The sequence below is a fragment of the Puia sp. genome, assembly GCF_035546395.1.
Classification (GTDB): domain Bacteria; phylum Bacteroidota; class Bacteroidia; order Chitinophagales; family Chitinophagaceae; genus Puia.
Window position 1 is genome coordinate 508,363 of the sequence record NZ_DASZXR010000014.1, and the last position, 24,415, is coordinate 532,777.

Below are 24,415 nucleotides of genomic sequence, written 5' to 3' on the forward strand. Positions count from 1 at the left end.
ACCAATGTTCGGTAAGATAATTATCTATCAGTTACAAAGATTGCTTTTGAGCGACCCTTTTTCCACAATTTTCCAGAAAAATTTGGTTACCTGAAAGAAAAGTAAAGCAACTAAGCCATATGCATTGTATTCTTATGTATATTTGATTCATGAAAATCATTCTTACCACCGCCATCCTACTCACTTCGACATTCATTTCGCACTGCTGCTACGCCTGCAGCATGTGTAAAATCACCGTAAATGGAAAAACAATTGTCGGCAACAATGAGGATTCCTGGCGAACAGGGAGCAAAATCTGGTTTGAAAAGGGCGAAAAAGCAAAATTCGGGGCGGCTTACGTGGGATACCAGGATGGTTTTCCCCAGGGAGGCATAAATGAAGTTGGACTTGCGTTTGATGGCTTTGCCGTGCATCCGCGACAATTGCGGCCGATGCCTGGTAAACAGCCGGTTACCGATCCTACGCAATTTATCAAAAACATATTACAACATTGTTCCACCGTGGATGAAGTCAAGGCAATGGTGATACAATATGATCGTAGCCTCTTTAATAACAGCATGCTCTTGTTTGTAGATAAATCGGGAAAATACCTTGTAATGGAAGTTGATACGGCACTGACAGGTGATGACCCGACCTATTTGCTCACCAATTTTTGTCCCTCTAAGACCAGGCCCGAAGAGGTTAAGTTCACCCGCTATCTCCGTGGACAAACATTTCTGAAAAGCCATTCTGCGCAAGCAACCGTCGATTATGGTACTGCGCTGATGGATACCATGCACGAATGCCGGCCCAAGGGTGGGAATGGTACCCTTTACACATCGATTTATAATTTGAATACACAAGAGATTACGCTGTATTTTTTTCATGATTTCTCCCGGAATCGGACATTTAATTTGCATGACGAATTGAGCCGGGGCAATCACTCGGTGGATATGACATCGATTTTCCCAGACAACAAAGAATACGGCAGATTTTTGTCATATCGCATTCCTGCTAACACACCTGCCCTACAGAAGACCATGGCGGCTGGCATGTTGTTTTACCTGGTGGCAGCACTGCTATTTCTTTTTGTCTTTGTTAAGAATTTACTGCGGCGTGTTGTAAAACCATCATCCGCCAACTTGGTTTACCTGGTTGTTGCGGTTACGAATGGTGTGCTGTCCTATTTCGTCTTCTTATTATTATCAAATACGCCGATCTTTTATTTGGAATCATCCTACGGTCTTGGCGGTAACCCCTGGGTCAATTTGATGGTGTACCTACCGCTTCTGCTACTTGTAGGGTTCGTACCTCTGATTATCGGGGTCATAAAGCTTGTAAAAATAAGACGGCCAGCCGCTTCCATTGTCGCTGCGTTATGGTTAAACATGATCATAAACCTTGGGCTGTTGGCCGGTGCCGGATATTGGCATCTGTTTGACGTGATTTAATATTGAAAGGAACATTAAAATCATGGTGTTAAAGCTGCTCGCAGATCATAAAAAACTATATGGTTATGAAATGACCCAAAAAGTAAAGGACATTACTGCTACCCTCCTATTTCCCCGAATTAGGAAAACTTATCCCAGGTCCAAAAAAACACTCGTACGCCACGATCTTCCCGTCTTTAACCTTGAAACAATCCATATTCCGAAGAGTTTTACCGTCATTCGTCCAACCGCAGCCAATTACAAATACATCATCCCCAAAGGACCAATTATTTTCACGCCCGGGACCGGCGATGAACACCACCCTGACGCGGTCGCCCGCACAATCAGCGCGAGCTTTTCTTCCTGAACTCGCGGGGTGGCAACCCTGTGGCCACTTTGAAAAGCTTATTGAAATTAGAGACGGTGTTGTACCCGCAGTAATAGGCAATTTCGGAAATGGGGGCAGCCGAACTGATGAGCATCTCCCTGGCATTGAAGATCCTGACCTCGTTGAGGTAGTCGAAGAAATGTTTGCCGGTGCTTTTCTTGAACCAACGGCAATAGCTCTGGGGGGTAAGGCCTGCAATGCCCGCAACGTCCTTCAGGGAAATATCCTTATGGTAGTGAGCCTGTACATATCTGTAAATCTCGCTCAGCCTGTCCGTCGCTTCCTCTTTTTTATGGGCGCTATAGACATCGTCGCTGATGCACCGGCAGTCCGTGGAACTGGAGAGAATATTCAGGATCTCGAGGAGCAGGAGGATCCGCCGGAATCCCCGCGATGTAACCAATATATCCAGCTTCCGGCTTACCTTTTCCCGTGTGGCGCCCGTCACTTGTATCCCCCTGGCGGCCAGGTCGAAGAAGCGGGCCAGCGCCTTGCACTCTTTGAGGTCATAGAACTCAGCGCCGAATATTTCCTTCCGGAAGTGTACCACTACAGAGCGGGCCCGGCGCCCGCCGCCGGTATCGTCATTCAGCCAGACATGAGGCAGATTGGATCCGATGAAGACCATGTCCCCCTTTTCGAACGGGTCGATCCTGTTGCCGATGATCCGCCTGCCATATCCTTCCTTTATCAACACCAGCTCCAGCTCGGAATGGCAATGAAAGGCGCCATTAAAGGCATCTTCGTCCTTATCGATGATTGATAACCTGCTATTGTGCAAAGGCGTAATCTCGGTTCTTACGACTCTCATATGGTCTATCAAGGTAAAAAAATTCTGGTGATTTTTCACGGGACCGGCCGAAAAAATCGCGCATTCGGTTGCGGTACCCGTCGTCCCGTGGTAAAATTGAAGAAAAAAAGGATAATTCCGAAGCAGGAAGAATGGCTGATCATCCGGAAGTTTATATAAAGTTTTCCAGCATGAACAGGATTAGAATTATTTTGATCGTATTATTATTTTCCGCGTCGATATCGAATGCCCAGACGAAAAGGCTGTTTTCCGAATCCGCCGCCGCAAAGCAACAAAGGATGGCCTGGTGGACGAACGACAGGTTCGGGATGTTCATCCACTGGGGCGTTTATTCCATGGCGGCAAGGCATGAATGGGTGAAGCACAACGAGCACATGACCAATGAGGAATATAAGAAGTATTTCGACTTTTTCAACCCCGACCAATTCGACCCGGCGACCTGGGCAAAACAGGCAAAGGCCGCAGGCATGAAATATGCGGTCCTTACCACCAAGCACCACGATGGGTTTTGCCTTTTCGACTCTAAATATACCGACTATAAGGCCACCAATACGCCGGCCCATCGTGACCTCGTGAGGGAATATGTAAATGCGTTCCGCGCGCAGGGACTGAAGATCGGTTTTTATTATTCACTGCTGGACTGGCATCACCCGGATTATACTATGGACGACGCGCATCCGCTCGTACAGGTGGATACGAGCCAGGCGAACTACGACCGGCTGAACAAGGGCCGGGATATGCGCAAATACCGGCAGTATCTTCGCGACCAGCTAACCGAGCTGCTGACCAACTATGGAAAGATCGATATCCTTTGGCTGGACTGGACCTGGCGCAAAGGTGACAAACGCGGCAAGCATGCGGAGGACTGGGACGCCGTCGAACTGATCAAGCTGGTGAAAAAGCTGCAGCCGGGCATCATTGTCAACAATAGGCTGGGATTGGATGACTATGCCGATGGCGGCGATTTCGAAACGCCCGAGCAGGTTTCGACGTCTGAGCTGGCCAAATACAGGGGAAAGACCTGGGAAACCTGTCAGACCTTTTCCGGCTCATGGGGCTATTACCGGGATGAGAATAGCTGGAAGACCGACCACCAGCTGCTCGACCTGCTGATAACATCCGTCGCCAATGGGGGCAACCTGATCCTGAATGTAGGGCCGACGGCGAGGGGCGAGTTCGACTACCGGGCAAGAAATGCGCTGGACAGTCTTTCGTTGTGGATGCATGCCAACAACAGGGCCATTTATAACTGCACCTACGCCCCCGACGAATATAAGGCGCCGGAGAATACGAGACTGACCTATGACCCGGCCACCCGGCGATTGTATGTTCACCTGATGGAATATCCGGCTACGCATACGTTGGTGTTGCCCGGCTATGGGGATAAGATCCGTTATGTGCAGTTCCTGCACGATGCTTCTGAGATAAAGACGACAGTCAACGGTGCTGATGTAACCCTCCTGCTGCCGGAGCGGAAACCGAATATGGAAATTCCCGTCATCGAAATAATGCTTAAATAATACTGGAATATCGCGAAAAGACTGGCCGGGCCATAGGGTACTTTTGGGGTCGGCGGAACAAGAAAACAAAAGTGTTTATTCATTTCGCAAACAATCAACAGGATTACCCATCGCCGACTTGACCGACTCAAAACTGATCGTGACCAACGCAATGACAAAAGCGATCAAAACCAATTGCACAAACTCGGCGGTCATCATCACCACGATCTGCCATACGCTTGCGCCCAATACCTTGCGGATGCCGATTTCCTTAAATCGCCGCTCGGCCATATAGGACGACAAACCATACAAACCCAGCGCACAGATGATCATGGCGATGATCCCAAAGCTCGAAATGATCCGGGATACCCGCCGCTCCTCATCGTACTGCTTCTGAATGGTCTGATCCAGGAAAGAATACTCAAAAGGGGCATCATGGATCAGCGATCTCCACGTTCTCCCGATCGCTCGCACCGTCCCCTCAAAATCGGCGGAAGCAACCGACGCAATGCCATAGTCATACCGCCTGTTGCTTCTATCCATTTCAAACAAGGTGGGCCTGATCTCCTCACGAAACGAGTTCTGATGAAAATCTTCCATCACGCCGATCACCTTAAAATCATATTTTATTCCCAGCCAGTCGAAATGCAGGTATTGACCAACGATTGTTGCAGGCGTAAACCCCAGCCGGGAAACAGCTGTACGGTTTAAAATAAACTTACGCACGCTATCCAGGCTGCGGCTCTCCGTGAACCCTCGCCCGGCTACCAATCGGATATTCAACAACTCCAGGTACCCGACATCGACCACATCCCGATCGATATCGACCACCTTATCCGGGTTCCCTCCATCGGGATAAAAGTTCATGTCCCTGAAAATAGGTGTCCCGGGAATGAAGGAACAACCAGATACCCCCTTGACGCTGCCGTTTTGCCGAATCTGTTCTTTCAACGCATCATATTGTTTATGTGCTTCGTCGGTGCGAAGGGGCAATACAATCTTTGCATTCGCATTAAAACCGGGATCGCTCCCGGTCATAAAGTTCACCTGGCGGGACATAATGAATACGCCACATACCAGGACAATGGCGATCATAAATTGAAACACGATCAGGGTCTGCCGCAAGCGGCCGGAAGAACCGCCGGGAATAAACTTCCCCTTCAGCACCTGGGCGGGCTGGAACGATGTCAGGTAAAAGGCCGGATAGCTGCCTGCCAAAAGGCCCGTGACCAAAGCAAGACAAAGGGCCGCTGATAGAAAGAACACGATATTGTCCGCATTGATCGAGATACTCTTATTCGTCAGCTGATTAAAAAATGGAAGAGCCAGCGGCATCAGAAGGGCGCTGATAAGGATCGCTATGACAACCGTGAGCATCGCATCTCCCAGTATTTGCCGGATGAGCGTAGCCCTGAGCGCACCCAGGGTTTTGCGAACGCCGATCTCGGTGGCCGCCGGGTCGCCTTTGCCGTCGACAGGTTCATAAAGTTGATGCAGAACCTCATTTATTTTTTTCTCAACCAAATCTTTATTATGCCCGGCTACCAACTTCAGATAGGACGGCACAAAATTTTGACCGGCCCATTCGTTTTCATTTACCACATTTCCGGCCTATCCCAAGGAGGTGATGGAAGTAAAGAAGTGGGCTTTGATGTGGCTGTTGTATGATGCCTGTCATAGCTCATTTCGTCCCGGATATAAAGGGATAGCAGCAGGCAACAGGCAATGCCAGGTGCGAGGCCGAAAATATTGATAAAAGAATACACCTTGTTGCGCATGAGATGGCGCAAGGCGTGTTGTAGGAATGGGCGCAACATTTTATGGCAAAATTTCGGGTGTGTTCTAAATATACGGATTTTGAGCCTATGCCCGCACCCGAACAGGGACTGTATCAAAACCGCACACGCCCGCTGACAATCAACCCGCACAAGACTGATTTTTAACGAAATGCGAGCTTGGCATCGCCTTTGGCGATATACCATCTCTCACAACGCACACCATGATCAAAAACTATTTCACCATCGCCTGGCGCAACCTGATGAAGAGCAAGGTCTTCTCAATCATCAATGTCCTCGGGCTAACCATCGGTATCACTGTCTGCATGATGATCTTCCTGTTCGTCCTGCACGAAATGAGTTTTGACAAATTCCATAAACAAAGCGCCAGCATCTACCGCGTGATGCGTAACGTGACGAACGACAATAAGGAAGTCGGCGTGGGCTGGCTGTCAGGTCCCTATGGGCCGGCCCTGGCGAACGATTTCAAGGGGCAGATCACGAGGGTGGTACGGGTGCGGCCGGACGACGACCTGATAACGATCGATAACCGCTCCTTCCATGAAAGAAAGATCATCTGGGCGGACTCCAATTTCTTTTGTATGTTCTCCTTCCCGCTGTTGCGGGGCGACACGGCCACCGCATTGCGGGACCTGCCCTCCGTCGTGCTGAGCGAGACCATCGCAAAAAAATACTTCGGCGGCGCCGATAATGCCATGGGAAAGACCATCCAGGTGGCTAAAGACAAGCGATACCGGGTAACAGCCGTCATGAAGGATGTTCCGGCCAACTCCCATCTCGACTTCGAACTGGTTTTTCCGCTGGAGAACCGCAAGGACGATGGGGTCATGACGGGATGGATCAACAACGGTTTGTATACCTACGTGCAACTCGCCCCAACGACGACACAGGCACAGATGGAAAAACAATTCCCGGGCTTTGTGGAGAAGTACATGGGCGCCATGCTGCGGAAGTATGGGTTCCATTTCGCGTTATCGCTTGTGCCCCTGCAGAAGGTCTATTTAGACAACACCGCTTTTGATGGGATCCGGCATGGCGACATATCGGTGGTGTACGTCTTCCTTTCCATCGCCGCGCTGATCCTGCTGATCGGCTGTATCAATTTCATCAACCTCTCCACTGTCAGAGCCGCCGAACGATCGAAGGAAGTAGGATTGCGCAAAGTATTGGGCGCCCTTCGCGGGCAAATCATCAAACAATTCATCGGGGAATCCCTCCTGGTCACCGTCATCGCCTGCGTCCTGTCCCTCGGATTGTTGTCCCTCGTCATGCCTTTTTACAACCACGTGCTCGGCTATTCCTTGCAGCTGACCGATCATTTCGGCGCGTTGCTGGCGTTCTGCGGGGGAATCATCGTGGTCGTGGGAATACTCGCAGGCAGCTATCCCGCTTTCTTCCTCTCCAATTTTACGCCCTTTGAGGCGCTAAAAGGCAAACTGAGACTCGGCAGAGGCGCCGCTTCGTTCCGGCAGGGTCTGGTGGTGATCCAGTTCAGCATCTCGGTATTCCTCATCTTCGGCACGATCATGGTCACCAAGCAGATGGACTTTATAAAACACAAGCAACTGGGTTACGACAAAGAGCAAACGGTGATGATCCCGATCGATAACAACGATATCTATCAACATCTCCAAAGTTTCCGGCTCGCGATGCAAAACTCGGCCGGGATCGCGTCCTTCTCCGCGATGTCGGGAGAGCCTGGCGGCTTTCATGATATTCATGTCTTTGACGTCGAAGGCCATACCGGGAAAGTGCCGGCCCGCACCGAATTCTCGGATTTCGAGTTCGTACCCACGCTTGGATTGAAAATTATCGCCGGCAGGAACTTCTCCGCACAGTATCCAACCGACACAACCAACGCGGTGCTGATCAACCGGACCGCGGCCGTCAAATTCGGCTGGACCCCGGACCAGGCGATCGGCAAGTGGATCCAAAACACCGTCCGGGACGACAAGAAGCGATATATCGTGGGCGTGATCGAGGACTATAATTTCCTCTCCCTGAAGGAGGAAATGGCTCCATTGGTGATCTCTCCGGCCTTCGACCGCCGGATGATCCTGGTAAAAATAAAATCCGGCCAGTTAAGTCCCGCGATAGCCGCCATTAAGAAAGAATATGCAGTAGCGGCGCCGGGTTATCCGCTGGAGTATCGATTCCTCGACCAGCAGTTCGGGGAGATTTACCGGAACAATCTTCGCCAGCAATCGATCCTTACCGTATTTGCCGGTCTGGCAATATTCGTCGCCTGCCTGGGTCTGTTTGGCCTGGCCTCCTTTACCGCGGCCAAACGGGTCAAGGAGATCGGGGTAAGGAAAGTGCTGGGGTCCTCCGTCGAAAATATCGTGGTGCTGCTCTCCAGGGATCTGCTGAAGCCGGTGATCATCGCTACCGCCATCGCCATACCGATCGGCTTCTGGGTCATGAAAAGCTGGCTGCAAAACTTTGCTTATCAGACCTCTATGAGCCTCTGGGTATTCGTTGTGGCGTCCCTGGCCACCTTCCTTATCGCCCTTCTGACGGTCAGCTTCAAGGCGGTCGGCGCGGCAAGGGCCAACCCCAGCAAGAGCCTGAGGTCTGAATGAGCAGCTAGCTTGAGATCGGGACATATACGATATTGTCAAACAGCTCTCTCATCACCGCCTCATCGCCCTTATTGGTAAAAGTGAATACGCAATTGAGGATCTCATTGGCTCCCTGTTTGGCGCCTTTCAGATGCCATCCCCCATCGTCGAGGGTCACCGTCGGGGCCATCTTTTTCAGGATCCCATCCGGAAGGAGCGAGCTCCCCGAGAAAGTAAGCACCGAGAAGTATAAGACCCGGCTTCCGGATTCGTTGACGTATTGCACCGAGTCCTGGTTCAGGATGCTCTTGTAGGACGCGTCTAGCGGCAACTGCCAGTTGCTCAAGGGGCCTGCATCTTTCTTTCGCTTTCTAAAAAGACTAAACATGGTTTTGCATTCTTTGGGTAATTTAAGGCAGATCTACGGTTTTTCCCGATCCGGCATTCGTTTTTCCCGATAGCGGCAGGGCGATCTCCCGCGGCGAAATAGTTTTGCCTCGGAAATAGAAATATATGGCCCAATTGATTACCCGCAGATCCCTTTATAGTCTTATCGCTCTCTTCTTTTTACTTTTGCCAGCTTCCGCCACTTTTGCCAATGGGGATGAAGAGACCGGCGGTGCCATTGCCGGAAAGGTATCGACCGCCGACGGACAACCGGCGGCGGAAGTCACCGTCTCGATCCCGAAACTGAAATGGACGACCGTCACCGACGAAGAGGGTCTTTTCTCTTTCACCCATCTCAAGCCGGGGGCCTACGATATCGAAGTATCCCTGGTGGGTTACGAGGCCGTGCATCAGCATGTCGAGCTGGCTGCCGGCAAACCCTTGCACATCTCCATCAAGCTGGCCGTTTCCGGGAAACAACTGAGCGCGGTCACCGTGGTGGCAGTCCGGACCCAAAACCAGAAGCGCGCGGATATTGGCAAGGCGGGGATAGCGGCTATCGATCTGCCGCAAAGCGTCGCCGTAGTGGGTAAGGACGTACTCGACCGGCAGCAGGTGCTGACCGTAGGGGACGCGCTGATGAACGTCAACGGCATCTATGTGATGGGCACGACCGGCGGCGTCCAACAGGAGATCGGCGGAAGAGGATACCTGTTCAACAGCACCAATACCTTCAAAAACGGGATGAAGTTCAACAACGGCGTAACTCCCGATCTGAGCGGCGTCGAACGGATGGAGTTCCTGAAAGGCAGCGCCGCCATCCTGCTCGGAAATGTGACGGCCGGCGGAGTGATGAATATCGTTACCCGGAAGCCGGCGTTCGAACAGGGCGGCCAGATCAGCTTCCGCGCCGGCAGCTACGATTTTTACAAGCCTACCCTGGACATCTACGGACCCGTCTCCGGCAGCCGGTCCGTCGCCTACCGCCTGGTGACATCCTATGAAAAGGAACGCAGCTTCCGCGACTTTGTAAAAGGAGAACGCTATTATATCAACCCGTCCTTCCTGATCAGGGCCGGCAAGAAGGTACAGGTGCTGGTAGAAGGCGATTATCTTACCGATACCCATACCTCGGACTTTGGCGTCGGTGCGGTCAATTATATCATCCCCAAGATCTCGCGGACCCGTTTCCTCGGCGCGCCGTGGAGCACTAACAAGGCCACCGAAAGCAATATTACCGTCACGACGACTTACCAGATCAACGATCGGTGGCAGCTTCGAAGCCTCGATGGCTTTTACAACTACAACGTAGAGCTCTACGGCACAACGCGGCCGGATGACGGCGGCGGCGCGGCGATCCAGTCCAATGGCAATTGGGTTCGGGGCGTTCAGCACTCGGCCACCAACGAACACTACTACCTCGCCCAGGCCGACCTCATTGGAAAGTTCAACACCGGGGGACTGGGCCATCAATTCCTCTTCGGGGTCTCCGCCGATAAGGACCAGATCAATACCCTGGCCTACAATCTGCTGGCTGTATACGACTCCATCAACATCTTCGATCTCAACAAATACCCGCAACGTTCCGATATCCCCACCCTCACCCGGAACACCTATACAAAGGCGCCCATCTCCAGCGCGGCCGTCTACGTGCAGGATCTGATCAGCCTCACCCACGGCCTCAAAGTTTTACTCGGCGGGCGTATGGGATATGTTCAGTCACTAAGCAAGGCCTATTCCTATTCCACCGGCAAGACCACAGCCAGCTCGGTATACGCGCATCCCTTCACCCCGCGCGTAGGCATCGTCTACCAGCCGGCGTCCACCCTGTCCCTGTTCACCAGCTATTCCAATTCCTTCAACACCAATACCGGCACCGACACCGCCGGCAAGGCACTCCCCTTGTCGTTCATCAACCAATACGAGGTGGGCTTCAAATCCGATCTCTTTGACCGGTTTTTGACCTTCAACCTTACGGCTTACCAAATCGTCAACAGCAATCTCGCCCAGATGAGCCTGGCCAACGGCAATACCAACACGAATATCAAAGAACTGACCGGGCAGGTCACCAGCAAGGGCATTGAAGCCGACCTTTCCACCAAACCCATCCATGGCTTCACCATCATGGCCGGCTATAGCTACAACGATGCCCGATACACCCAAAGCAACACCTTTCCGAAAGGAAGCAAGATCCAATACGCTCCCGCCAATATCGTAACGGGCAGCGTCTACTATAGCTTCAGCGGGACCCTGCAAGGTCTTGGCATCGGTCTGACGGGGATGTATGTCAACGGCATGAACGCCGGCAGGGTTCCCAGGCTCAAGCCGACGGCCGCGCAGAAGAACTACGCGCTGATCCCCTTGCCGGACTTTACCCAGATGGATGCGACCGTAAGATACAGCTACCGGCAAATGATCTTCTCGCTGAAGTGTTCCAACCTTCTCAATTCCCTCGGTTATTACGCGCATGAGGACGGCAGCGTGAATCCCATCGCCCCGATGCAGTTCGCCGCGACCGTCTCATTCCGGCTGTGATCGACGGAACGCCGGTTCACCGACTCAGCCGGGATGGCGAAATCCCGGTGTACCCTTTGAATTCCTTGATGAAATGGGCCTGGTCATAGTAGCCGCATTCATAGGCAATATCGGTCAGGGATCCTTTCCCCGCCCGGATCAGCTCCAGGCTTTTGTTGAACCGTTGGACCGAAAACAGGCCCTTTGGAGGGATACCGACATAATTCACAAACAGCTTTTGGATATGGCGTTCGGAGCACCGGTACTCCGCGGCAAGACGCGCAAGATCAAAAGATCCATCGGCCCGGCTGATGGAGTCGCAGATCCCTTCGACCAACCGGATCTTTTGTTGATCCTTCGTGGTCCTGACCAGCCGGTCCGTTAAGAACGCTTCCAGCACCTTCACTTTTTGCTCCAGTACCGGTTGCTCCATCAGCCGGCAATAGAACTCGCTGCATTCTTTATTCGGGATATCGAACAGATCGATGGATTCATTGGTGAACTCGGAAAGGGGATTGGGGAAGAAAAGCGCGCCGGCAGGTCCAGTAATATTGGATATAACGGCTTAAGACAGGCGATGGAAAAAATACCTTATCTCTCATAATTTCGGTGCTTGTTCGCTTTTTTACAATCTGCCCTTACGGGCCGCTTTTACCTTTACCGAAATATATAAAATATGATAAACAGCAAAAAGCTTTTGCTCACCTTATTGATCATCGGCGCGGGCCTGGCAGCGAGTGCGCAATTAGACGAAGCAAAAAAGGCCATCGCGGAAAGCAACGCACACTATTTCCAGGCTTTCGCCAAAAACGACTCGGCTATTTTTATCAATAGCTACGCCAAAGATGCGTGCATCCTGGCCCCGAATGCCCCCGCCGTATGCGGCCATGCAGCTGCCGCTCAATTCTTCCGGGCCGCCTACCGGGACTATGGCCTGAGAAACGGGAAATTCATCACCACAAACGTCTATGGCGATGGAAAGGAATATGTGACGGAAGAAGGCCTTTGGCAATCGGTGAATGCGAATGGGGAACTATTCGACGATGGGAAATTCCTGGTCCTTTGGAAAAAGACCCCCGGTGGCTGGAAGATGTTCAGGGATTCGTTCAGCAGTAACCATGCTACCCCTGCACCAGCACGTTGATGGTCGCCTGCTGTCCGTTCCCCAGCTGCAGTTGGACGATATAGATACCGCTTTCGGACGGCATCGTCACCGTCATCGAAGGCTGAACGGAAGTTAGTTTCTGCCGGACCTTGCCCTGCAGATCGATGATCTGCAGCGTTGCCCCTTGTAGCGCGGTTCCGGAATAATTACTGGTCACGGTGACCGGAGCGCCCGCGGGAATAGGGTTTGGACTGACCTTGATGCCGCCGGATGCCGCGGCGCCGGGTTTGACGGCCAGCGTACAGCTTTGGATCTCTTCGCCCGCCCTGTTGGTGGCGACCACATAGTATTGTCCATTCAGGGGATTTTCCGTATAAAAGGACGCGGTGGCGCCCGTCACGGCCTGGCCATTCTTATACCATTGCCATTTCACATACTCACCGTCACTGTTATCGAAGAAGATCGCATCATCCCAGTGTTGCCGGATCAGGGAGCTCGAGGCATATACCAGCGTGTCGTTGACGGGAGCGGCGGCGGTGTAGTTGACGTTGCCGGCCTGGGTGGCAGTAATGACGGCCGTACCCGGACTCAGCAAGGTCAGGATGTTCCCGGAAACCGTGGCGATCGTCGGGTCGGAGACCGAATAGGCGACCGGCAGGCCGCTGCTTGCCGTCGCCGTCAAGGTCAGCTGGGTACTGCTGTTGCATCCTACCAACAGACTTTGCGTCCAGCTGATATGTTGGGAGGCGTCCCTTGTAATGGTCAGGTAATTGCTGGTATAGCTGATGGTATAGTTACCGCCCGCGCCCAGGTTGCCCCTGTTGATGGGATAGGTGCCGACATTCTCACCCGGCGACCTGCTCAACGCGCCGGAAAATACCCCCGTATTGTCCCCATTCACGAACCCGCTGGCGGCGTAGGTCAGTGGTGGGTCCGGGGCGCCAAAGGACTTTGTCTGGGCGTTAGCGGCGACATTGAGAACGGCGGGATTAATGGTCAGGGTCCCGTTATGATAGTGGATGTCGTAATTGGGTGACGCCGCGCCGGATGCAGTGATGGGATATTCACCTGTGGGCGAGGACGAACTGCCGGTGGTGGTGATCGCGGGCTGCGTGGATAGGCTGGACGGGTTGTCCCCGTTGACGAAACCGCTGTAGGAGGCCGTCAGGGTAGGCACGGCGCCGCCATAGGTAACGATGGCGTTATTGGCAGTGATGTCCAGGGAAGCGGTCTTGATGTTGAGCGTGTAGTCCCGCGAACCCGAAGCGGTGTTGATCAGCACGCTGGTTACCGCCGTAACGGTGAACGAAAAAGACCCGGCCCCGGTCGGGACTCCGGATAGTTCCCCATCGGCGGAAAGGGAAAGACCAGGAGGCAGGTTGCCGCGCGTGATGGAAAAAGTAATGGTACCCACGCCTCCGGTGGCCTTCAGCATCTGTTTGTAGGAAGTACCGTATTGCCCATTGGGAACGGTCGAGGGGGAAATATTCAGGTCCTTGGGAGCGCCGGCCCGCGCTTCGGCCGCAAGAAGCAGCGGACCAGTTTCCCCGACTGGGGCGAGGGACAACAACGGGGAGCCCAATGCAAATAGAATTATGCCGGTCAGGATGAATTTCTTCTCTCGCATAAGAGTGGGATCTATGGACTGGCGCTGCAATTGTCATTCCAACCGTCTCAAAGCACCTTTATCACGGCCCGGCGGCTTCTGTAGTTAGCCAGCGGATTGGATGGGTCGAAGACCTCACTCACGGCGACAGGGCTGACCTCCATCCGGCCGGCGTCGATGCCATTGCTCTGCAAGTAACGTGCGACGGCCGCGGCGCGATCCACGCCCACCTTCTTTTCTTCCGTTTCCGTCTCACTATTGCAGATATAGCCGGCGATGGAGATGCGAACGGCGGGGAATCGCTTCAAGAGGCCGGCCACCTCGTCCAAATGTCTTTTCTGGATCTCGGGAAGCGCCGTTTCACCCAACAGGCCAAACACCAACGGCTCCTGGATCTCGTCCAACTCTTCCGTGGTAAGGGTATCCTTCACGGCCTGCCGGGATGCCCTGCTAACGGGTTTCGACCGGCCGGACCCGAAGCCAAGTCTTAGCTGCACTCCGAACGCGAGCAGGGTCATCTTGCCGGCGCCCGGACCGTTCAATACGCTGTTCGCCTCCACTCCATTCAACCCGGTAGAATGGTAGGTGGCGATGGGCGTGCTATCGCCCCTTGCCTTGAGACCGGTCAGGCCGTAGTCCAAGTAGACCCCGGCATAGACCCGGATACCGGGTGCAAGGCTGAAACTGGCGCCCGTCGCCGCACTCAGGGCCGCCGCAGGCCGCAATTGGGCCGTAGCAGTGGATTGCCAGTTATTGATCGTCCCAAAACCATGTTGAGGCAGGTTGGATATTTCGATGTTATAGTCGGGGTAATAGCCGGAAAGAACAAGTTGTTTGGCAGACACATCGATATGGGTGCTGAAAGGGACGAACAGCTTGGCGCCGCCTTCGAAATACCATTGCACGATAGGGTCCGAAGTATGGAATTGCAAGAGCAGGGGAATGCTTACGGCGAAAAAACGCTGTGTCTCTCTATATCCCGTCGTGCTCACATCAAGCCGGAATGCCGAGCCTGTCTCGTCCACCTGGTAGGCGCTATAGGCGACGCCATCGTGCAGGCTGGCCCGCGTACGGTATATTCCGCCGCTGACGCCGGATACCAGGTTCCAGCGGGGAGTCAGCCGGAATCCATAGCGAAGTCCCAATGCCCCTCCCAACAAGGGTTGGGTTTGCCCGTTGGTCAAAGTATAATGCGTTCCCTGTAATCCGCCATCCAGCTCGACGCCGAATTCCTGGGCGGCGGCCGGCGTGACCATGAGCAATCCTATAAAATTGGCGATAACGAAGCAGGCCGTCCATTGCATACAACAGGTAGATTGGGATGCAAACGGACTGCTGCAATTCCTATTCCACCCGCAAAGATTCGACCGGGTTCACCGTCGCCGCCTTCATCGACTGCAACCCCACCGTCAGCGACGTGAGCCCCATCAAGACCCCGCCTGCCAGCAGGAACACATCGACACCAATGCCGACCCGATAGGCATAGTCCTGCAGCCATCGATGGGTCAGGTACCAGCCACCCGCCGAAGCGATCACCAGCGCGAGCAACACCAGCCTGACAAAATCCTTACCCAACAGGATGACGATGTCTTTCACATCCGCACCCATCACTTTCCGGATGCCGATCTCCCGTGTCCGCCGCCGGGTCGTGAAGAGAGTCAGCCCAAACAAACCGATACAGCTGATGAGCAGGGTGATGCCCGTGGCGATGTCCAGCAGCCATTCCATCGTCTGCTCCCGTTTGTAAAATTTTGCCAGCTCCTCATCGAAGAACCCATATTCGAAAGGGGTATGCGGATACACGGTCTTCCATTGCCGCTCGATCCTGGCTATCGCAGCGCGCACCTCCCGCCCGGAATGCCCCTTCGTGTCCAGGCGAACGGCCAGATCGGTACAGGCCATCCCCGCGATCATCAGCGGCCGGATCGGCTCCTTATAGGAATATTTATGAAAATCCGCGACCACGCCGACAATGGAAACATTCCGGTTCCAGGTATACAGCTGTTTTCCGAGCGCCTCATCAGGGCGGCGGAACCCAAGTTCCCGTGACATGTTCTCATTGATCAACACTTCCTTCATCGTATCGCTGGGGAACAGGTTTCGGCCTGCCAGCAATTTGATGTCATACAAAGGGAGATAGTGCTCGTCCGATTGGATCAGTTCTACCCGCAGGGGATCTTTGCTTCGCGCCAGGTACCGGACAGTGGCAATCCCACGATCCATCCCCGATGGCGGCATATTCGAACGCGAAACTTCAGCTACCCCCGGCAGTTGGCGGATCTCTTGCTGGAGGACCCTGACCTTATTGACGCTGTCCTTTCGCTCGCCCGTATCAAAGAGAATGATCGCGTCGGACCGAAAACCCAGGTCCTTGTGAAGCATGTAGCCGAGCTGCCGGCCGATAACCATCGTCCCGATGATGAACACGAGCGACACGGTGAACTGGAAGACGATCAATCCCTTTCTCAACAACCATTTTCCCCCAGCCCTTGGCGTGCCGTTGCCTTTCAGACTTGTCACCGCCGAATGCGCCGATAACATCCTGGCCGGGTAGAGTCCCGCCAGCAAGGTCACGGTGACGGTGATCCCCGCAAGGAACAACACGTTCACCGGGGCAAAGGGCCTGAAATGGATGCCGGCCGGGACGAATTCCCGGAACACACCAAGCACCGGGACGACAGCGAGCAGGGCGAAAAGGCCGGCGACGGTCGTCAGCAGGAAGGTCTCCGTCAACAGCTGTAAGATCAGGTGACCGCGGCCGCTGCCCATCACCTTCCGGATGCCGATCTCTTTTTCCCGGGTCAGCGATTGCGCCGTGGCAAGATTGACATAGTTGATGATGGCCAGGGCCAGTATAAAGCCGGCAATGCTCATCAGCGCGTACAGGATCGACAATTGCGAGGTCTGGAAGCCGGCATTGCCGTCGGTGACGGTGAAATGCACCTTGCTAAGCGGTTGGAGTGCGACACGGGGGTAAAGCCCCTGGTCGTAATTGCGGCGATGGTAAAGGGCCGACAAGGCGCCCTCAACCCTGGCCGGATCGGCAGTGGGCGCCAGTCGCAGGAGCACCGATGCCGTTGCCGGGTATTTGTTCCCTGGCGCCAGCCCGAAGGTCTGCAGCAGGAAGCTGTGACCGATGGTCGCAAAAGAGATAAAATCCGTGTAAGGAAAGTCCGTGTTGCCCGGCCAGTCGCTGACAATACCGCTGACATTGACCCGGAGACTGTCCTGGTAGACGATCTCCCTGCCGATGATCCCGGCAAGTGGTCCCATTCCGAAGTACCGGCGCGCCCGGCTCTCCGTCAGCACGACGCTAAAAGGATGGGCAAGGGCAGTTTGCGGATCGCCCGCCAGCCAGTCATAACCCATGACCCGGAGGTACTCGGGTCCGGCGACGATGGATTGCACGGCATACAAGGTCTGTTTTCCCTCCCTGCTCACCATCGCGGAATCCTCGTTCAGGATATGATAGGGGGCTACCTTCTCCACGCCGGGTATCTCCTGTTGCAACGCCCCGGGGATGTCCGCCAGCACGGCCGGTGAAAGGTGCTCCGATTCGTCTTTCATGATCTGCAGGTAGGAAACGACCCGGTAGATCTGCTTGCCGCCGGGATGGTTGCGGTCAAAACTGAATTCATACCGGACGATGATCCCGATAACAAAGCAGGCGCAGATGCCAAGGGCCAGTCCGAGAACGTTGATGAGTGTATATACCCGGTTGCGAATCAGCATCCGCCAGGCGCTGATCCAATAGCTTTTGAACATGCGGGGATTGATTTAGTTGGTAATAAAGGGCCCGCAGATTCGATGCCGGAGTTATGACAGATTAAATTTCAACCATATCTGGATCGAAAGTACCTGAATATTGTCCGTTTATGATACACCGGCTGTCCTTTTACGGATTAAAGAAATTTTGTATCTTGGGTGTAATCCAGTAGTATGAAAAATCATGCACGCCTCGTCGTGCTTCTTCTCTTTGCGGCCTTCCAATGGGGCATTGCCTGCGCGCAATCGGTGTCGGGCGTCGTCAACGGCTACTACCCGGTCACGACGGTGAATATGGCCGTCAATGCGGTGACCCTAACCAACGCGACTGGGCTCGGCCCCGGTCAGCGGGTGATGCTCTACCAGGCGAAGGGCGCAGCGATCACCGCCTCCAACACATCCCATTACGGCGACGTCACCGCACTCAACAATGCGGGGGCCTATGAAATGAATACTATTTGCTCGGTCAGCGGCAATGAGGTCTGGTTGGTTTACCCGATGTTGCATTCTTATGACCCTTCGGGGCTGGTACAACTGCTGACCGTACCTTCCAGCCCATCCATCACCATCGCCGGCGCACTCAGCGCCGCCTCCTGGGACCCCGCCACGGGGACGGGTGGCATCGTCGCGTTGGAATCCAGCGGAAGCATCTTTCTCAACGCCGACATCAACGTCAGCGGCCAGGGGTTGCAGGGTGGCGCGCTAGTCAACTATTCCGTTCCCCCGTATGACTGCAACTGGGCTGCCGACGTAAACGGCTATTATTATCCCCTGCCCGCGAGCGGGTTCTATACCGGGGGCAGCAAAGGGGAAGGTATCGCCGCCACGATCGTCAATGAGGAGTTCGGCCGCGGGAAGCTGGCCAACGGCGGCGGCGGCGGTAACAACGCGAATGCCGGGGGCGCCGGGGGCGGCAATTACGGTCCGGGAGGCGATGGAGGGCAGCGGTCCGGAGAAAACTTCTTCGATTGTCATGGTCCCTACCCCGGCATCGGGGGCGCCGGTCTCAACGGGCTTGGCTACAGCGCCGGGGCCAACCGCATCTTCCTGGGTGGTGGCGGCGGAAGCGGACAGGAGAACAACGGCGTGGGAACACCCGGGGCCAATGGCGGCGGGATCATCCTTCTCTCCGCACCGGCAATCGTCGGTGGCGGCGGGCGATTGCTTGCTTCAGGCTTGCAACCGGTGAATCCGGGTAATTCCGATCCTACCCAGGCGGAGGGCGACGGGGGTGGCGGCGGCGGAGCCGGTGGCGCCATCATCCTCAATGCAACTACGGTCACCGGGACGATCATCGCCGATGTCACCGGCGGCCCCGGCTCGAATTCGAGCAACCATGTGAATGACTGTACCGGTCCGGGGGGCGGCGGTGCGGGCGGGGTCGTTTGGGCGGCTGGTGGCGTATTTCCCCCTGCCGTCAGCGCGGCTGTTAGCGGAGGCCTCAACGGGGTCGTCAGCAGCGGCAGCTCGAAAACCTCCTGTGTCGGATCAGCCAACGGGGCGACCAGCGGAGCGCCGGGGATCAGCCAGGCCGGCTATGTGCTGCCCACCTCCGGCGGGTCGCTTTGTACGGTACTGGCGAATTCGGCCTTGCTATCGTTCACGGCGACCCGCGCAGACGCGAATGTGCTGCTCGACTGGACGGTCACAACAGCCGCCGACAGCATTAAAAACTTCGTGATCCAGCGATCTGTCGACGGAAGTCATTTCGATCCCCTGGCCACCGTTCCAGTCTCAACCGGTCAGCCGAATTATCACTATACCGACGCCGCGCCGGATACCCACGGCCAGATATCCTATCGGCTCGCGTGGCTCAACCCCGTAGACGTATGGTCCTGGTCGCGGATCGTCACTGTCGCCGGCCAACCTGGGCCCGATGCGGCATCTCTCCGGCTCTATCCCAATCCGGCAAAAGATCAACTCACCGTCACCGTTATCTCAAGGAAGACGGTGGATGCGACGGTCACGATCTCGAACGCACTGGGCCAGGTCTTGCACAGGCAATCGATGCTGCTTCACAATGGATCGAATAGCGCCACCCTTCCCCTGGGGACATTGTCCCCGGGCGCCTATTTCCTCGTCCTGGCATCACAGGGCATGCACCTCGTCAGATCATTTGTGAAAAAAGGGGATTGACCCGATCGCTCAACAGCCCAGGACCTTGGCAGCATGGCTTTCGATGTCGTAGCCATCCAACTCTTCGGGGACACAGCATACATAACCCTCGATCTCGAACCGCAGGCCGGGGTGTTGTTTCATAAAGGCCAGCAGGTCCAGTCAGACGCGAAAAGAAGCGGGAATAGGGCGATGCATATCCCCGTAGAAAAGGACGTTCTCGAGCACGAAAGTCTTTCCAACGGCGGCAGCGGTGTTATCTCATCGACGATCCGAGGCTGAGCAGACCGATCAGCACGCCCAGGGCAAAGAGAGAAAGCACGATGATGAGGATGACGCCGAGGATCTTGAAATAAGTGCGCAGGTCGTTGAAGCCCTCGTTGGTCTTGATGCTGTCCATGGCATCCATTCCCTTCGTCGTCGTGGTTGCGAAACGATAGAGCCAATAGTTGATGAACACGCTTATTGCAGCCGATATAAAGGCCCCGAGGATCGCCCCGGTCCGGGCAAAACCGCTCACGGCGACACCATCTGTGCCCAATGTCGTGGCCGACCGTCCGAAGATGGCGACGACGAAGCCGACACCCGCGCTGATGAAGGCGCAAAGAGCGCAGATGCGTGCCCAGGAGGCGGCGCTTCTGATCTGCGCCCGGATCGCGTCATCGAAGGAGATATTGAAAAAATTGTCCAGTTGGTTGGAGGAGGGGGGTATTTGTTGGTCTTCCATGGCGAGCGGCTTTAAGAATGAAATAGCGAGGTGATGGAAAGGAGGCTGAATAACAGGCTCAGAACGGCGAGCACGCCATTGACGATGAAGTACATCTTCAGGCACTTCATGCCTTCGGCGAAGAGGACCTGGTCCTGCTGGTCGATCGCTTTGCGCGTCAACGTCGAAAAGCGATACAGCATGAAGACGACATAGCCGGCGATCGCGAATATGATCAGGCAGATGATGATCACGATAACGCCGCCCATGCTTGCGAGGGCGCCGAGACCCGGCGACAAAGTGGAGAAAGCGGCGAGTATCGCCGAACCCGCGAGGGCGAAGACCAGGGCGCACAAGACGATCCCGATGATCCCCACGATCGAGAGGAACCGGGACCAGCGGACCGTCTCCCGTAGGATGTTACCGCCGTCATAATCGACGTGAAATTGTAGGAGAGACTCCTGTTGATTATTTTCCATTGTTTAAAAGGGGTTGTATCACAATAAAATGAAAAAAAACGAAAACAGGAAATTAATATTGTAATTTCAGCTTCCTATGACGGCATCCCCATTTCGCATAACGATACACATGGTCTCGAGCCTCGACGGGATCATTGCCAAAAAAGACAACAGCGTGGACTGGTTCGAGACGACCGACAGTTATGAGAAGGGCGTCTCGGGGCAGGATGCAGCGGAATTCCTGAAGACCATCGACTGCTATGTCATGGGTTCACGCACCTACGAACATGCCCTGGCGTTGTCAAAAAGCTACGGGTGGGCCTATGGGGACACCCCGACCATCGTACTGTCTACGCGAAACCTGCCGGTCGAAAGACCCAACGTCGAACTTTACTCCGGCAACCTCCGCGACCTGGCAGACCAACGGTTGAAGCCGGGCTATCGGAATGTCTGGGTCGTTGGCGGCGCCCGGTTGGCCAGGGACTTTATCCAGGCCGGGTTGGCGCACGAGATACGAATGACGGTGATCCCTATCCTCTTGGGCGAGGGATTGCCCTTCTTTGACCAGTTGGGACAGCAACGGCGCCTGCACCTGAAGGACGTAACGGCCTACAAGAATGGAATGGTGGAGCTTTGGTATCAACTAGTTCAATAGCGCAGCACGACGATATTGCCCCGGCGTCTGTCCCATGATCTTCTTAAAGGTGCGGTTGAACAGAGAGATATTGTTAAACCCCGTCTGCACGGCCACCCGGCTCACAGGCACATCCGAATGCAACAGCAGCGCAGAGGCCTTACGGATGCGTACTTCCGTAAGCGCCGTTTTGAAAGTGTTGCCGGTGGCGCCGCGGAAGAACCGGCAGAAGGAACTCTCCGTCATCGCCAGTTTTCGCGCGACCTCGCGGGTCGACAGCTCCCGGTGAAAATCGGCCTGGATCAGCTGGTACACCTTTGCGATGCGCCCGGTATGGACAGGTGACATCGAAAGGAACCCGACGGCGTCCAGGTCCTCGGTGGTCGCGACCGCCGATAGTTCCCAAAGCACTTCGAAGAGTTTCAGCAACCGGTGAAATCCATTCAGCCCTGCCATTTCCCGGATCATCCCTCCTACCCGGTGTTTTGCTTCACCGTGAAAGGCGACGCCGGCGCGCGCCCGGTCCAGCAGCGCAGCGATCGATTGAAACTCCGGAAAGATCCCGGCAATCTCCCCGGCCGTCGCGCTTTTGAACTGAACGACGATCTCTTCATACTCCGGCGATTCGAAGCCGAAATTGAACGCGTTGTGCGGGATATTCGGCCCCAGCAGGACAAGGTCACCCCCGCTGAACCGGGTCATTCTATCTCCGACAAAGCGTTTGCCGTCGCCATGCGGCACGTACACGATCTCGAATTCGGGATGGAAATGCCAGAAGTCGGTGTGGCATAACAAGGGCGCCTTATGGCTGGTGACGTAAAAAGAGGATCCCGCGACGGGAGGGATCTTTTCCAAATTGGGTCTTTTCATATAGTCAATTGTCTGGGGTGATCGCCGAATGACAATTTAGTGTAATTATTGGAAAAACCGATGAAAGGGTCATTCGAGCCCGGGAAGGAACTTTACTCCGAAAATCATGAACCAATGCCCAGGATATCCTCGTATAGGCTCGCCATCGTCCTCGTTTTCTTTGCCAACGGTTTCCTCTATGCCAATTGCACCGCCCGGCTTCCCGAATTGAAAGATTATTTCAACATTCCCGACGGTGTCCTGGGGACGATGTTGTTTGGCGTCGCAATAGGCGCACTGGCTGCCATGCCCCTGACGGGCTGGCTGGCCACCCGCTATAACAGCGGCAAGCTCATGATCGGCAGCGGCATCCTTTTCTGCCTGATGGTTCCGTTGATCCCCCTTTCGCCGAATGTCTGGATCGGACGTACCTTCTTCCTGCTGACGGGGTTTTTCTCCGGGGCCATGGATATCACGATGAACGGCCAGGCAGTATTCGTGGAGCGGGCCTATGGGCGAACGATCATGTCCTCCTTTCATGCCGCTTTCAGCATTGGAATGGCACTGGGCGCCGGTTCCGGAGCCCTGTTCGCCCGGTATCATTATGCCGTCGGACCGCATCTGTGGGTAATGGCGCTGGGCTGTATCGCGTTGCTGGCAGCCCTCGGCCCTACGGTGCTGAGGAGTCAACCCGCCACGCCGGCTCCGGCCGCCGGCAAGGGCAGGCTCCGGAAGGTCCCGCTGCTGATCTGGCTGATCGCGATCATCGGGTTCTGCGGAATGACCGGCGAGGGATCGATGGTCGACTGGTCGGCGATTTACCTCCACAGCGTCGTGGGGCAAAGCAAGGCCTTCAGCGCATTGGGCGTCGGGGCTTTCGCGACGGCGATGACCATCGGCCGGCTCTTTGGTGACCGGCTGATCGGGATCATCGGGAAACAGACCATGCTGTTCGCCAGCTGTATCACCGCCATCGCAGGCCTTGCGACGGCGCTGTTATTCGTTTCTCCGTGGACGGCGTTTGCCGGGTTCTTCGCGGTCGGCCTCGGACTGTCCAATATCGTCCCGATCGCCTATTCTGCGGCGGGAAACCTGCCGGGGCTTGACCCCGCGGCGGGGATCGCCATTGCCGGCGCCATCGGGTACAGCGGCTTCTTCGTCAGCCCCCCGACAATAGGTTATCTCGCCGACGGCTTCGGACTGCGGATCGGGCTTTGCTTCGTGCTGGCGCTATTGCTCGTGATGCTCGGGTTCATTGGGCTGCTGACACGGCGGGGCCGAGAAACAAGGGCAGGGGCGGTGCAATAGGCTACTCTCCCATCCATTTCCGAAACGCGGGAACCCGCTCGCGGCTGACAACGATCTCCTTGCGGTAGGCCGGAAGAACATGCAACCTGAGCCGGTTGCCGGCGTAGGAGTATACGGTGTCTATCGAAAAGATGGAGATCAGCAAGGACCTGTTGACGCGGAAGAACAGCGCGGGGTCGAGCATCTGTTCTAACTCCTCGATGCGGTAGTCGATGAGGTATTTCTTATTGTCCTTCGTCCGGCAAAAGACAAACCGGTCCTCCGCAAAGAAATAGTGGATATCACGCACGTCGAGCGATTGCAGTCGTTGGCCCTGGCGGATAAGGAACCGTTGACGATGGGTGCCCGGCAGGGATTGGCCCCTGGACCCGGGGGGTACCAGTACGATGTCGATACGGCTTGAAAAATTCTTTATCGCGGTCTCCAGTTCCCGGATGAGCCTGCGTTCGTCTTCTGCTACTAATATGCGCATATACTAAGTTCTCAAAGTTATAATGCCGCCCG

At 55.0% G+C, this 24,415-nt stretch carries 21 protein-coding genes; 10 read left to right on the plus strand and 11 right to left on the minus strand.

From position 1 onward, the window contains the following. The first annotated feature begins 149 nt into the window (after positions 1–149). Both VHE34_RS14865 and VHE34_RS14870 read left to right on the plus strand, forming a co-directional pair. Positions 150–1,430: a hypothetical protein gene (locus tag VHE34_RS14865; RefSeq protein ID WP_325589255.1), complete on the plus strand. Its 1,281-nt coding sequence runs from the start codon at positions 150–152 to the stop codon at positions 1,428–1,430. Positions 1,431–1,452: 22 nt separating this feature from the next. Beyond that, positions 1,453–1,776, plus strand: coding sequence for a hypothetical protein (locus VHE34_RS14870; RefSeq protein ID WP_325589257.1), 324 nt, complete (start codon positions 1,453–1,455; stop codon positions 1,774–1,776). Here the strand turns inward: VHE34_RS14870 and VHE34_RS14875 are convergent. Next, positions 1,754–2,608, minus strand: a complete 855-nt coding sequence (locus VHE34_RS14875; RefSeq protein WP_325589259.1) for an AraC family transcriptional regulator — start codon at positions 2,606–2,608, stop codon at positions 1,754–1,756. The two genes, VHE34_RS14870 and VHE34_RS14875, sit on opposite strands and share 23 nt — an antisense overlap. A 170-nt stretch (positions 2,609–2,778) precedes the next feature. Between VHE34_RS14875 and VHE34_RS14880 the strand changes: the two genes are divergently transcribed. Beyond that, positions 2,779–4,128 carry an alpha-L-fucosidase gene (locus VHE34_RS14880; protein ID WP_325589261.1) on the plus strand — a complete coding sequence of 450 codons (1,350 nt, stop codon included), beginning with the start codon at positions 2,779–2,781 and terminating at the stop codon, positions 4,126–4,128. Positions 4,129–4,203: 75 nt separating this feature from the next. Here VHE34_RS14880 and VHE34_RS14885 read toward each other — a convergent pair whose 3' ends face one another. Next, on the minus strand, positions 4,204–5,631 hold the full coding sequence (locus VHE34_RS14885; RefSeq protein WP_325589263.1) for an FtsX-like permease family protein: 1,428 nt from the start codon (positions 5,629–5,631) through the stop codon (positions 4,204–4,206). 475 nt (positions 5,632–6,106) lie between these two features. On the opposite strand from VHE34_RS14885, the gene VHE34_RS14890 reads away from it, so the two are divergent. Next, positions 6,107–8,485, plus strand: a complete 2,379-nt coding sequence (locus VHE34_RS14890; RefSeq protein WP_325589265.1) for an ABC transporter permease — start codon at positions 6,107–6,109, stop codon at positions 8,483–8,485. 4 nt (positions 8,486–8,489) lie between these two features. On the opposite strand, the gene VHE34_RS14895 is transcribed toward VHE34_RS14890, so the two are convergent. Then, on the minus strand, positions 8,490–8,852 hold the full coding sequence (locus VHE34_RS14895) for a hypothetical protein (RefSeq protein WP_325589267.1): 363 nt from the start codon (positions 8,850–8,852) through the stop codon (positions 8,490–8,492). A gap of 125 nt (positions 8,853–8,977) precedes the next feature. Here VHE34_RS14895 and VHE34_RS14900 point away from each other — a divergent pair, with 125 nt between their 5' ends. Further along, positions 8,978–11,386 carry a TonB-dependent receptor gene (locus tag VHE34_RS14900; RefSeq protein ID WP_325589270.1) on the plus strand — a complete coding sequence of 803 codons (2,409 nt, stop codon included), beginning with the start codon at positions 8,978–8,980 and terminating at the stop codon, positions 11,384–11,386. Between the two features lie 16 nt (positions 11,387–11,402). On the opposite strand, the gene VHE34_RS14905 is transcribed toward VHE34_RS14900, so the two are convergent. After that, positions 11,403–11,798, minus strand: a complete 396-nt coding sequence (locus VHE34_RS14905; protein WP_325589272.1) for a helix-turn-helix transcriptional regulator — start codon at positions 11,796–11,798, stop codon at positions 11,403–11,405. A gap of 243 nt (positions 11,799–12,041) precedes the next feature. On the opposite strand from VHE34_RS14905, the gene VHE34_RS14910 reads away from it, so the two are divergent. After that, positions 12,042–12,509: a YybH family protein gene (locus tag VHE34_RS14910; RefSeq protein WP_325589274.1), complete on the plus strand. Its 468-nt coding sequence runs from the start codon at positions 12,042–12,044 to the stop codon at positions 12,507–12,509. Here VHE34_RS14910 and VHE34_RS14915 read toward each other — a convergent pair. Genes VHE34_RS14915 through VHE34_RS14925 form a run of 3 tightly spaced genes read right to left on the minus strand, consistent with a single transcriptional unit; the run spans position 12,487 to position 17,841 of the window. After that, entirely contained in the window at positions 12,487–14,097 is a 1,611-nt protein-coding gene (locus tag VHE34_RS14915) for an MBG domain-containing protein (RefSeq protein WP_325589276.1), read from the minus strand. The two genes, VHE34_RS14910 and VHE34_RS14915, sit on opposite strands and share 23 nt — an antisense overlap. 47 nt (positions 14,098–14,144) lie before the next feature. After that, positions 14,145–15,380: an OmpA family protein gene (locus VHE34_RS14920; RefSeq protein ID WP_325589278.1), complete on the minus strand. Its 1,236-nt coding sequence runs from the start codon at positions 15,378–15,380 to the stop codon at positions 14,145–14,147. A 40-nt stretch (positions 15,381–15,420) separates the two neighbouring features. Beyond that, complete coding sequence (locus VHE34_RS14925) at positions 15,421–17,841, minus strand: ABC transporter permease (protein WP_325589280.1); 2,421 nt, start codon at positions 17,839–17,841, stop codon at positions 15,421–15,423. A 174-nt stretch (positions 17,842–18,015) separates the two neighbouring features. Here VHE34_RS14925 and VHE34_RS14930 point away from each other — a divergent pair, with 174 nt between their 5' ends. Together VHE34_RS14930 and VHE34_RS14935 are read left to right on the plus strand one after the other, a co-directional pair. Further along, positions 18,016–19,977: a T9SS type A sorting domain-containing protein gene (locus VHE34_RS14930; protein ID WP_325589282.1), complete on the plus strand. Its 1,962-nt coding sequence runs from the start codon at positions 18,016–18,018 to the stop codon at positions 19,975–19,977. A gap of 33 nt (positions 19,978–20,010) precedes the next feature. Next, positions 20,011–20,238 (plus strand): hypothetical protein, encoded by a 228-nt coding sequence (locus VHE34_RS14935; RefSeq protein ID WP_325589284.1) that lies wholly within the window; start codon positions 20,011–20,013, stop codon positions 20,236–20,238. Here VHE34_RS14935 and VHE34_RS14940 read toward each other — a convergent pair. Then, a complete protein-coding gene (locus VHE34_RS14940; RefSeq protein WP_325589286.1) occupies positions 20,213–20,683 on the minus strand; it encodes a hypothetical protein in 471 nt (156 codons plus the stop codon). The genes VHE34_RS14935 and VHE34_RS14940 overlap by 26 nt on opposite strands. 11 nt (positions 20,684–20,694) lie before the next feature. Beyond that, positions 20,695–21,141 (minus strand): hypothetical protein, encoded by a 447-nt coding sequence (locus tag VHE34_RS14945; protein WP_325589288.1) that lies wholly within the window; start codon positions 21,139–21,141, stop codon positions 20,695–20,697. Between the two features lie 109 nt (positions 21,142–21,250). On the opposite strand from VHE34_RS14945, the gene VHE34_RS14950 reads away from it, so the two are divergent. Next, positions 21,251–21,775 carry a dihydrofolate reductase family protein gene (locus tag VHE34_RS14950; protein WP_325589290.1) on the plus strand — a complete coding sequence of 175 codons (525 nt, stop codon included), beginning with the start codon at positions 21,251–21,253 and terminating at the stop codon, positions 21,773–21,775. Here VHE34_RS14950 and VHE34_RS14955 read toward each other — a convergent pair. Continuing rightward, on the minus strand, positions 21,764–22,624 hold the full coding sequence (locus tag VHE34_RS14955) for an AraC family transcriptional regulator (protein WP_325589292.1): 861 nt from the start codon (positions 22,622–22,624) through the stop codon (positions 21,764–21,766). The genes VHE34_RS14950 and VHE34_RS14955 overlap by 12 nt on opposite strands. A 114-nt stretch (positions 22,625–22,738) precedes the next feature. Between VHE34_RS14955 and VHE34_RS14960 the strand changes: the two genes are divergently transcribed. After that, entirely contained in the window at positions 22,739–23,911 is a 1,173-nt protein-coding gene (locus VHE34_RS14960) for an MFS transporter (protein WP_325589294.1), read from the plus strand. A 1-nt stretch (position 23,912) separates the two neighbouring features. Here the strand turns inward: VHE34_RS14960 and VHE34_RS14965 are convergent, their stop codons facing one another. Next, entirely contained in the window at positions 23,913–24,383 is a 471-nt protein-coding gene (locus tag VHE34_RS14965) for a LytTR family DNA-binding domain-containing protein (protein ID WP_325589296.1), read from the minus strand. Positions 24,384–24,415 lie beyond the last annotated feature (32 nt).

What these genes read in the sequence shown, in the direction of transcription:
- VHE34_RS14865 (WP_325589255.1), top strand. Translation starts at nt 150, where the DNA reads ATGAAAATCATTCTTACCACCGCCATCCTACTCACTTCGACATTCATT.
- VHE34_RS14870 (WP_325589257.1), top strand. Translation starts at nt 1,453, where the DNA reads ATGGTGTTAAAGCTGCTCGCAGATCATAAAAAACTATATGGTTATGAA.
- VHE34_RS14875 (WP_325589259.1), bottom strand. Translation starts at nt 2,608, where the DNA reads ATGAGAGTCGTAAGAACCGAGATTACGCCTTTGCACAATAGCAGGTTA.
- VHE34_RS14880 (WP_325589261.1), top strand. Translation starts at nt 2,779, where the DNA reads ATGAACAGGATTAGAATTATTTTGATCGTATTATTATTTTCCGCGTCG.
- VHE34_RS14890 (WP_325589265.1), top strand. Translation starts at nt 6,107, where the DNA reads ATGATCAAAAACTATTTCACCATCGCCTGGCGCAACCTGATGAAGAGC.
- VHE34_RS14895 (WP_325589267.1), bottom strand. Translation starts at nt 8,852, where the DNA reads ATGTTTAGTCTTTTTAGAAAGCGAAAGAAAGATGCAGGCCCCTTGAGC.
- VHE34_RS14900 (WP_325589270.1), top strand. Translation starts at nt 8,978, where the DNA reads ATGGCCCAATTGATTACCCGCAGATCCCTTTATAGTCTTATCGCTCTC.
- VHE34_RS14905 (WP_325589272.1), bottom strand. Translation starts at nt 11,798, where the DNA reads ATGGAGCAACCGGTACTGGAGCAAAAAGTGAAGGTGCTGGAAGCGTTC.
- VHE34_RS14910 (WP_325589274.1), top strand. Translation starts at nt 12,042, where the DNA reads ATGATAAACAGCAAAAAGCTTTTGCTCACCTTATTGATCATCGGCGCG.
- VHE34_RS14915 (WP_325589276.1), bottom strand. Translation starts at nt 14,097, where the DNA reads ATGCGAGAGAAGAAATTCATCCTGACCGGCATAATTCTATTTGCATTG.
- VHE34_RS14920 (WP_325589278.1), bottom strand. Translation starts at nt 15,380, where the DNA reads ATGCAATGGACGGCCTGCTTCGTTATCGCCAATTTTATAGGATTGCTC.
- VHE34_RS14925 (WP_325589280.1), bottom strand. Translation starts at nt 17,841, where the DNA reads ATGTTCAAAAGCTATTGGATCAGCGCCTGGCGGATGCTGATTCGCAAC.
- VHE34_RS14930 (WP_325589282.1), top strand. Translation starts at nt 18,016, where the DNA reads ATGAAAAATCATGCACGCCTCGTCGTGCTTCTTCTCTTTGCGGCCTTC.
- VHE34_RS14935 (WP_325589284.1), top strand. Translation starts at nt 20,011, where the DNA reads ATGGCTTTCGATGTCGTAGCCATCCAACTCTTCGGGGACACAGCATAC.
- VHE34_RS14940 (WP_325589286.1), bottom strand. Translation starts at nt 20,683, where the DNA reads ATGGAAGACCAACAAATACCCCCCTCCTCCAACCAACTGGACAATTTT.
- VHE34_RS14945 (WP_325589288.1), bottom strand. Translation starts at nt 21,141, where the DNA reads ATGGAAAATAATCAACAGGAGTCTCTCCTACAATTTCACGTCGATTAT.
- VHE34_RS14950 (WP_325589290.1), top strand. Translation starts at nt 21,251, where the DNA reads ATGGTCTCGAGCCTCGACGGGATCATTGCCAAAAAAGACAACAGCGTG.
- VHE34_RS14955 (WP_325589292.1), bottom strand. Translation starts at nt 22,624, where the DNA reads ATGAAAAGACCCAATTTGGAAAAGATCCCTCCCGTCGCGGGATCCTCT.
- VHE34_RS14960 (WP_325589294.1), top strand. Translation starts at nt 22,739, where the DNA reads ATGCCCAGGATATCCTCGTATAGGCTCGCCATCGTCCTCGTTTTCTTT.
- VHE34_RS14965 (WP_325589296.1), bottom strand. Translation starts at nt 24,383, where the DNA reads ATGCGCATATTAGTAGCAGAAGACGAACGCAGGCTCATCCGGGAACTG.